Genomic DNA, 8,544 nt, shown 5'->3' on the forward strand with positions numbered 1-8,544 from the left:
ACTTGTCGCAAGTGCAGCAAGATGGAAGAAGTAGATTTCTGTAATTTTAAAGGCGTTTCAAAGTTCATTGAAAAGAAACTTAATGCAAAAGTAGAGGCGCATTCTTTGCAAATAGAAGGGTTGTGTTCAAAGTGCAAATGAAAGGAGAAAGTATGTTTAGGCGACGCATTTCCACATTTATTTTATCAATTTTACTTATGGTTTGTTCTTTTGCTTCTGTTGGTATTGCCGCTAGTGAGGCTAAAGAGATCAAGATAGTTGCTTCATTCTATCCGATGTATATCATGGCTAAAAATGTTACCAGAGATGTTCCGGGAGTTTCAGTTCAGAATCTTACTCCACCATTAACCGGATGTTTACATGATTACACAGTTACAACCAATGACATGAAAAAGCTGGCTGATGCGCAGGTTCTTGTGGCCAATGGCGCAGGTATGGAATCTTTTTTGAATAGAATTGTAGCAGGATATCCCAATATAAAAATAGTACAGCTAGCAGGCGGTATACCTCTTATCAAAGGAGAGGGCAACGAAGGCGATAACCCACATGTATGGGTGAGTATTTTTAATGCGATGATCCAGGTAAAGAATTTAGGTAAAGCAATGGAAGAGTTTGATCCCAGCCATAAAGAGCTCTATGCGAAGAATACGGCTAATTATGTTGCAAAACTTGAAGCGCTGCGCCAGAAGATGCACTCTGAGTTAGCCCCTTATAAGGGCAATTCGATTATAACGTTTCATGAAGCATTTCCGTATTTTGCCCAGGAATTTGACTTAAAGATTGCTGCTGTAGTCGAGAGAGAGCCGGGGAGCGAACCTAGCGCACAAGAACTGGCCGATACCATTGAGCTTGTTAAAAAAAATAGAGTTTTGGCATTGTTTAGTGAACCACAATATTCAGCATCTGCGGCAGGGACTATAGCCAGGGAAACAGGGGCTAAAGTTTATGTGCTTGATCCTGCGGTAACCGGGCCGGATGACTATGACGCCTATATAAATATAATGAAAGATAACCTTAAGGTTTTAAAACAAGCCTTTCAGAACTAAGATAGCGGAGAGTAGCTTCTAATGAAAACTTGTGAGCATTGCTGTACGAAGATTGATAATTTAACAGTCAAATTTGGCGATAATGCCATACTTGATAATGTTAATTTGCATGTTAACTGCGGTGAGGTTATCGGTGTAGTCGGCCCGAATGGTGCCGGAAAAACCACTTTGCTAAGGACAATTCTTGGTGAGATTCCCTATCAAGGAAAAATAGCATTCCGGATAGCCGGTAGTGCTTCTAAAAAACCAAAGATAGGCTATGTTCCGCAAAAACTGCAATTTGACCTTTATTCTCCTATAAGCGTAACAGATCTTGTGGTTTCGGCAATAAGCCGTCATCCTATTTGGGTTGGAGTGAACAAAGATTTATCTGAAAAAGTAAAAGGTGTTTTATCTTTATTCTCAGCGGAACATCTATTGAAGAGAAGAGTAGGGGAGCTTTCAGGTGGAGAATTACAGCGAGTTCTGTTAGCTATCGCTATGACCCCTGAACCTGAACTATTGCTTTTAGATGAGCCATCTAGCGGAGTAGATATTAAGGGGCTGTCCCTTTTTTACCAAATCGTAGATGATTTAAGAAGGAAGCATGATATCGCGGTGATACTTGTGACCCATGATCTAGCAGGCGTATCTTCTTACGTTGACCGGCTTATACTCCTTAACCGGTCTATTATTGCAGAAGGAGATCCCAAAGAAGTGCTTTCAAATGAAAAGTTAGTAAAGGCCTTTGGCCCAGCTCTATGGAATATTTCTTGTCTGCCGAGCTTAACGTCAAAAGAAAATAATAAAAATGGCGATCATTGAGGTTTGGTATAGATTGCTGGATATGCTTCCGTTTAGCTGGACGCATTATGTTTTTATGAAGAATGCGCTTTTGGCGATATTACTCGTTACGCCATTGTTTGCAATTTTAGGGACAATGGTAGTAAATAACCGCATGGCTTTTTTTACTGATGTATTGGGCCATTCCGCGCTTACGGGAATTGCCATAGGGGTACTTTTAGGTTTTCATGATCCAACGTTTCCGATGATTTGTTTGGCTGTGGTTTTAGCCATCGCTATAAACTTGTTAAAAGATACCACCAAAGCTTCCGTTGATACTGTTTTGGGTGTTCTTATGGCATTTATCGTTGCCCTAGGTATTGTTATTTTGAGCAGGCAGGGTGGATTTGTAAAATATACAAGTTATTTGATTGGCGATATCCTCGCGGTTACTCCGCAGCAAATAGCCTGGTTTTTTGTAATAGCTGTGGTTGTTTTGGGGTATTGGTATACGGCAGGAAACGCCATGATACTTACCAGCGTTAATTCGTCTTTGGCGCGTAGCCGCAGGATCAATACTTTTCTTGTAGAGACAAGTTTTACGATACTTCTTGCGCTGGTGGTGATTGTTTCAATAAGGCTGGTGGGAATTTTAATCATAAATTCACTTTTAATTTTGCCTGCGGCAGCATCTCGCAATCTTGCACGAAACATTCATACATATACGGCATGGGCAGTAATTATAAGCATTCTTTCCGGTATCACAGGGTTAATCGTATCATACTATTGGGGGACAGCATCTGGAGCAACGATTGTTCTTTTTGCCTCCGGCTGTTATGGTATATCAGCATTATTAGGTAGGCGTTTAATGAAATGATGAATACACTGCAAACAATTATAACTAAGTCGCCTATTCTAGCAATATTTATTGTGTTCTGGGCTGGATTTATCGCGTCTTTAAGCTCTTGTACGATAATCAGGATCCCAATTGTTTTTGGTTATGTCTCAGGAGCATCACATGACACTAAGAGAAAATCATTTCTATCGGCTGTTTTTTTAGCCTTAGGGTTAATCACCAGTTATACATTTTTAGGGATAGCTTTAATCTTACTTAAGAATTTGGCTTTTAGTTTAGTGCTTATAAGCAGGTATCTATATATATTTTTAGGGGTTGTTTTACTTGTTTTTGGGATTTTTTACGCAGGTTTAATTAAAATCGGAAAAACGCACCATGCGCATTGTGAAATGAATACTCGGTTGAAAAAAAGAAGTTTTATAGGTTCGTTTTTATTTGGTGTTATGTTTGCTTTCTTGGAGATGCCGGCTTGCCCTTGCTGCGCTTCTGTGCTTTTTGTAATTGCAAGCATTGTAGGTTTTTGGGATTCATGGGTTTACTCTTTTATTATATTCTTAAGCTTTGCGATCGGCCAAAGCATGCCGATATTATTGGTTGGTTCATCTACGAGCTTAGTGAAATATTTAACTCCCAAAGTTAAAAGTTTAGAAAAATATACTCAATTTGTTGCAGGTAACATTCTTATAGCCATCGCATTGTTTTTCTTTATTCTCGCGTAAGGATTTTTTATGGAAAAAAACAATCATTGTAGCTGTAGCCATTCGCATAATCATGATAAGCGGCCTGGGTTGACTTTAAGGTGGCTGCTTGGCTTTACTTTTATAGCCTTGAGCCTTATCGTGATGAGGCCGTTTATCGTGAAGCAGTTAGTATCCCGGGCATCTTCATATATGACTTGCGAGTTATTTAATGATGCGATAAGGAGCTATGAAAAAGCGGTATTTATTGATAAAAAAAATGTTAAGGCGTGGGATATGCTTGGATATGCTTATAAAAGCAATGGTAATTTGGAAAAGTCCATGTATGCTTACCATCAGGCGATAAAAGCCGATCCTAAAGATAAAAGCGCAAACTTTAGCCTCGGGGTGATCCTGGCATCTGAAAAGGAATATAAAGAGGCGGTGCCGTATTTTGAGCAAATTATAGCATTCGGTCCGGATGAGAAGGGGCAGGCGATAGATATTGTTTCTTATCATAAGTCGTCATTGAGATTACTCGCGAACTGTTATGAAGCTCTAAATGAATTTGATAAAGAGGATAGAACGCTGAAAGAGTTGCAGAAATATTATCCTCAAGATAGTTCGATGGCCAACAAAGCAAATCCCAGGAGATTTATTAAATAATGAAAAAAGGGTTGATCTATACGCTAAGGTTCGTATTTATTTTATCAATTATATTATTCTTCGTAACTAAAAAACAAAATTCAGTACAATCTTTTCATGCGCTAAGATTGACAAATGATGCTTTCGCTAGCCAATCAGACGATAAACAAGTGTATGTTTTAGACATAAGAGAGCTTGAGAAAGTTCAAGAGCAGGCGACTAAAGACGGGGATGATATAAAAGGCTTCCCAATAAATATCCTTCATCTACATGGTAAGCAAGTGAAATTAACAGGCTACCTTTTGATACCCTATGATGCGTATCTTGCGGACGGTTCTCTTGATAATTTTGCCTTGGGAAAAAATGCCTACGGCTGTCCGTGTTGTGATTGGGGCGCTAGTCCGCCACCCACAGTATTTAATGTAGTGTCTGTTACTATGAAAAAAGGCCAAAAACTAGCTCCTCCATTTACTCCTCTTGCAGAAGTTACAGGCATATTCTACGCGCATCAGGAATATTTTACGGATGAATTTGGAAAGAAGAAACTTGCTGGGCTATTTTTTATTCAAGACGCAGAGGCTAAGAAAAAGAAACAGGGATTTCGTATATTTTGATTAGCAGGGTTAAGTTAAGTATAAGATATTATTAACCGTATGAACGTTATATTTTTTAAAAAGTGATTCTAAGATTTCATTTGACAACTAATATATTAGTGTTACAATTTTTATATTCGTAATACAGACACCCGGCGCTTATCGGAATTGCGCCGGTGTGCGTCTCTACGCAAGGAGAAGACATATGTCTTCAATAGCAAGGTTTGGAGTTTCTTTAGATAAAGGGCTTCTGGAAAAATTCGATAAACTCATCGAATCCAAAAGCTATACTAATCGCTCTGAGGCTTTCAGGGATTTGATCCGGCAGGAACTGGTAAAGAAAGAATGGTTTGATGCAAATGAAGTTATCGGAGCGGTTACGCTTATCTACGATCACCACAAGCGTGAGTTAGTGAATACGCTTTTGGATATCCAGCATGAGTTTGGCTCTTGTATTATTTCCTCGCAGCATATCCATATAGATCATAACAACTGTTTGGAGATACTTGCGGTAAAGGGCTCTCCCGAGAAAGTCCAGCGCTTGTCAGAGAGTCTAAAAGCGGTAAAGGGGGTGAAGCATTCAACGTTAAGCATGTCTACGACAGGAAGAGGCATAGAGTAGTATTATTTTTTTGTCTATTAGTAGCACGAATTTGATAAACGTAATAACACGAATAGCCCAAAGCTTATCACAGTGTGTTACTGAAACAGTAGAATGTGTCGCAGGAAAGAAAGTACAACCCCGCCATCTCCTTGGAAGAATCCGGCGAGGCGTGGTACTTGGCGAAGAACATTAAACAACCAAGCCCAGCCATAAGTATGCCATAACTTTGAGCTGGTGCAAACAACACCTGAAAGGGGGGTATATTTATGGCGGTTTTAAAGAAAGCAGCATTATTTTTGGTAGTTTTTTCTTTTCTTTGTGCTACGGCAACTTTTGCTGATGAAGTATCTATTAGGGATGAGATTAATCAGCTTAAGGAGCGTATTGCTGCCTTAGAGAAGAAAGCTTCAGATCAGGACAAATATATAGCTAATCAGAACGCAACAGTTCAAACGCAGCAGCAAAAGATCTCGGAATACGAAACAAAGTTATCACAATTTGAGGAAAATCTTCACCGCGTGCCGACAGCTCCTATTCAGCTTATGGAAGGACTTGAGCTTGGTGCAGGCGGCACTATGATTGTTCAGGGTACTAATAACGTTAATTATAATGGTGACGGACAGACGCAAAAGAAAGATCGCACCGATGGTTCATATTCAGCGGATGTAACTTTAGCTAAAGAATTTAAGGAAGTTGACGGTAGGGCGTTCCTGCATTTAGAGGCTGGCCAGGGCGCTGGGCTTGAAGATAATCTTACCTTATATAGTAATGTTAATCGTGATGCCGGTGACAGCGATGCTAAGGTTGAGCTGACGGAATTCTGGTATGAACAAAATTTGTTTAAAGACAAGGCTGCTGTTACTTTTGGTAAACTTGATCCTACTGCTTATTTTGATCAAAATGAAGTTGCTAATGACGAAACTGCTCAGTTTTTAGGCAGGATTTTTCGTAATTCGCCTACGGTTGAATTTCCAGATAATAACGCTGGTATTCGGGTTGCTTATCTACCTGTAGAATGGCTTGAATTAGGTTATGGTATGTTTAATGCAAAAAGTGGTTGGGAGAAAATCGGGGATAATCTTTTTAATATCGGTCAGGTTAGTTTTAAGACCAATTTTTTAAATCTTCCCGGTAATTACCGCTTCTACGGCTGGAGTAATAATGCGAATCATACTAAGTGGCTGGATACAGAAAAGACAAAAGAAACAGCCTATGGTTTTGGTTTAAGTTTTGATCAGAAAGCCAACGATATTGTTACTCTCTTTGTTCGTTATGGCTGGCAGAACCCGAAAGTTTATAACCCTGAATTACCGGCAACTGGGAACGATGATGATCCTAATTATTTTTCTCTTGAGCAATCCTGGAGCGCCGGCTTCCAAGTTGAAGGTAAACCTTGGGGAAGAGAGAAGGATGTGTTTGCTTTTGCCGTAGGCCAGGTAATGCCTTCGGATGATTATAAGAAAGCAAAAGAATATTTAGCAAGAACTGAAGGCCACCTCGAAGCCTATTACAGAATATACGTGAACGATCACTTATTCATCAGTCCTGACTTCCAGCATATCTGGAATCCATTTGGAAAGGATGTTGTGGGAGATACAAATGGCATTTTTGTGGGTGGGATTAGGGCACAGATTGATTTTTAAAGTAAAGATAAGGGGGAAGATATGCATATACCAGATGGTTATTTAGGTCCGGCAACCTGCGGGTTTTTCTACGTAGTCATGTTGCCGATATGGACAGTTGCATCAAAAATTGTCAAGAAGACACTTAGAGCCCGGCAAGTCCCTATGTTGGCAATAGGCGCGGCATTTAGTTTTGTGATCATGATGTTTAATGTGCCAATACCAGGTGGAACAACTGGACACGCTGTTGGTGGGGTATTGGTAGCGATACTTCTTGGGCCTTGGGCAGCTTGTATTGCTTTAACCGTAGCATTAGTTATCCAGGCGCTGCTATTTGGAGATGGCGGTATTACTGCTATAGGGGCGAATTGTTTTAACATGGCATTTGTTTTGCCGTTTGTAGGTTATTACATATATAAGGCTATTAGTTATAATGCGCCTATAGATTCGAAAAGAAGAGTATTGGCTGCTGGCATAGCAGGATATATAGGTATTAATGTTGCTGCTTTTTTTGCTGGTGTTGAATTCGGGCTACAACCTTTATTGCACCATACTGCAAATGGGCAGGCACTTTATTGTCCGTATGGTTTTAAGGTAGCAGTGCCTGTAATGTTGGGAGAGCATTTATTGATATTTGGATGGGTTGAGGCGATTGTTACAGCTTTAGTAATTAAATATTTACAAAAACATTCCCCGGAATTTATTAAGGAAAGTGAGGTGGCTAATGAAACTCACTAATAAATTATGGATAGGGTTAGGCATTTTAGTTATTCTTTCTCCGCTGGGTTTATTATTGCCTGAACATTTTAAGGCAGGTTCAGCATGGGGAGAGTGGGGAGCTGATGAGATGCAGAAACTGGTAGGGTATGTTCCTCAGGGTCTTGAAAAGATTTCTAGCCTTTGGAATGCTCCTATGCCTGACTATGCTTTTAAGGGGTGGGAGGAAAAGGGGTTATCACATCTTAGCCTTGCCTATATTGTATCAGCGATATTGGGAATAATTGTTATCGCAATAGTCATTTTGTTTATAGGCAAGATCTTATCAAGGGGAAATGAATAATAATCCCTGAAAGAATTGTGTTTAAGTGAATGTGCACATTATTAGGTTTATTCGCGATGCAGAATAAATTTTAATTAGTATGTGGGAGGGCTATAGTGGCATTGCTAAGCGTTACCCAAAACTTTCTCTATCTGAGGAAAGACAGTTAATTTCAAAAGCTCAAAATGGTTCAAAGCAAAACAAGGATGAACTTGTACTGCGCTATGTCGGTTTCCTAATCTTTAGAATTCACAAAATAGCATTTCCTTCATTGGTTCGATCATTTGGAGAGGATTTATTAGCAGAAGCTATTCTTATCGTTTATAAGAAAATCGAAAGTTATGACCTTAATTACTGTGATAAGCGCGGGAATCCGAATCCAGTTAAATTCGCTTCTTACATTTGGAAACGGATCGATGGGTTTATAATCGACTCTTTAAAGAAGGAGTTAAATGAGTCTAATTTCTACAATAGATATAATGAAAATATGGGGTAAATAGAAATGATTTATCCGCCAATGCCCAGTCTAGAGAGGTGAATATACGCAAAATTAAGAGAAGTCTGAGTTCATGAAATTGGGAGAAATTTTATTTTTGTCTAAATGATGGGTTTTGGGTGATTTTGATTGGAACGAGCGTGCGGTAGCCTTCGAGAGGGTTGTCGACGAAACCGCCTGAAGGCTACCGCACGCGAATAACCG

The 8,544-nt window shown here is 39.6% G+C and carries 11 protein-coding genes; all 11 read left to right on the forward strand.

From position 1 onward, the window contains the following. Positions 1-152: 152 nt before the first annotated feature. The 11 genes from Q7J67_06710 to Q7J67_06760 all read left to right on the forward strand — a co-directional run bounded on the left by Q7J67_06710 (position 153) and on the right by Q7J67_06760 (position 8,340). The gene (locus Q7J67_06710) at positions 153-1,046 is read left to right on the forward strand and encodes a metal ABC transporter substrate-binding protein (protein ID MDO9464969.1); all 894 of its coding nucleotides are present in this window, start codon (positions 153-155) and stop codon (positions 1,044-1,046) included. Positions 1,047-1,067: 21 nt separating this feature from the next. Beyond that, positions 1,068-1,850, forward strand: a complete 783-nt coding sequence (locus tag Q7J67_06715; protein MDO9464970.1) for a metal ABC transporter ATP-binding protein — start codon at positions 1,068-1,070, stop codon at positions 1,848-1,850. Next, on the forward strand, positions 1,843-2,685 hold the full coding sequence (locus Q7J67_06720; GenBank protein ID MDO9464971.1) for a metal ABC transporter permease: 843 nt from the start codon (positions 1,843-1,845) through the stop codon (positions 2,683-2,685). The genes Q7J67_06715 and Q7J67_06720 overlap by 8 nt, the downstream gene beginning before the upstream one ends. Continuing rightward, on the forward strand, positions 2,682-3,383 hold the full coding sequence (locus Q7J67_06725) for a cytochrome c biogenesis protein CcdA (GenBank protein MDO9464972.1): 702 nt from the start codon (positions 2,682-2,684) through the stop codon (positions 3,381-3,383). Before Q7J67_06720 ends, Q7J67_06725 begins: the two co-directional genes overlap by 4 nt. Positions 3,384-3,521: 138 nt before the next feature. After that, entirely contained in the window at positions 3,522-4,007 is a 486-nt protein-coding gene (locus Q7J67_06730; protein ID MDO9464973.1) for a tetratricopeptide repeat protein, read from the forward strand. After that, positions 4,007-4,600 carry a hypothetical protein gene (locus tag Q7J67_06735; GenBank protein MDO9464974.1) on the forward strand — a complete coding sequence of 198 codons (594 nt, stop codon included), beginning with the start codon at positions 4,007-4,009 and terminating at the stop codon, positions 4,598-4,600. Before Q7J67_06730 ends, Q7J67_06735 begins: the two co-directional genes overlap by 1 nt. Positions 4,601-4,784: 184 nt before the next feature. Continuing rightward, a complete protein-coding gene (nikR, locus tag Q7J67_06740; GenBank protein ID MDO9464975.1) occupies positions 4,785-5,201 on the forward strand; it encodes a nickel-responsive transcriptional regulator NikR in 417 nt (138 codons plus the stop codon). 248 nt (positions 5,202-5,449) lie between these two features. Beyond that, positions 5,450-6,826, forward strand: a complete 1,377-nt coding sequence (locus Q7J67_06745) for a carbohydrate porin (GenBank protein MDO9464976.1) — start codon at positions 5,450-5,452, stop codon at positions 6,824-6,826. 21 nt (positions 6,827-6,847) lie between these two features. Then, entirely contained in the window at positions 6,848-7,543 is a 696-nt protein-coding gene (gene cbiM, locus Q7J67_06750) for a cobalt transporter CbiM (protein ID MDO9464977.1), read from the forward strand. Continuing rightward, a complete protein-coding gene (locus Q7J67_06755) occupies positions 7,530-7,865 on the forward strand; it encodes a PDGLE domain-containing protein (protein ID MDO9464978.1) in 336 nt (111 codons plus the stop codon). Before cbiM ends, Q7J67_06755 begins: the two co-directional genes overlap by 14 nt. A 79-nt stretch (positions 7,866-7,944) precedes the next feature. Beyond that, on the forward strand, positions 7,945-8,340 hold the full coding sequence (locus Q7J67_06760) for a hypothetical protein (protein ID MDO9464979.1): 396 nt from the start codon (positions 7,945-7,947) through the stop codon (positions 8,338-8,340). Positions 8,341-8,544: the final 204 nt, after the last annotated feature.

Source organism: bacterium, assembly GCA_030652805.1.
Lineage (GTDB): Bacteria > JAHJDO01 > JAHJDO01 > JAHJDO01 > JAHJDO01 > JAHJDO01.

Excerpts from the sequence above, each read along its gene's own strand:
- Q7J67_06715 (MDO9464970.1), top strand. The coding sequence starts at position 1,068 with ATGAAAACTTGTGAGCATTGCTGTACGAAGATTGATAATTTAACAGTC.
- Q7J67_06760 (MDO9464979.1), top strand. The coding sequence starts at position 7,945 with ATGTGGGAGGGCTATAGTGGCATTGCTAAGCGTTACCCAAAACTTTCT.
- Q7J67_06725 (MDO9464972.1), top strand. The coding sequence starts at position 2,682 with ATGATGAATACACTGCAAACAATTATAACTAAGTCGCCTATTCTAGCA.
- Q7J67_06755 (MDO9464978.1), top strand. The coding sequence starts at position 7,530 with ATGAAACTCACTAATAAATTATGGATAGGGTTAGGCATTTTAGTTATT.
- Q7J67_06735 (MDO9464974.1), top strand. The coding sequence starts at position 4,007 with ATGAAAAAAGGGTTGATCTATACGCTAAGGTTCGTATTTATTTTATCA.
- nikR (MDO9464975.1), top strand. The coding sequence starts at position 4,785 with ATGTCTTCAATAGCAAGGTTTGGAGTTTCTTTAGATAAAGGGCTTCTG.
- cbiM (MDO9464977.1), top strand. The coding sequence starts at position 6,848 with ATGCATATACCAGATGGTTATTTAGGTCCGGCAACCTGCGGGTTTTTC.
- Q7J67_06745 (MDO9464976.1), top strand. The coding sequence starts at position 5,450 with ATGGCGGTTTTAAAGAAAGCAGCATTATTTTTGGTAGTTTTTTCTTTT.
- Q7J67_06710 (MDO9464969.1), top strand. The coding sequence starts at position 153 with ATGTTTAGGCGACGCATTTCCACATTTATTTTATCAATTTTACTTATG.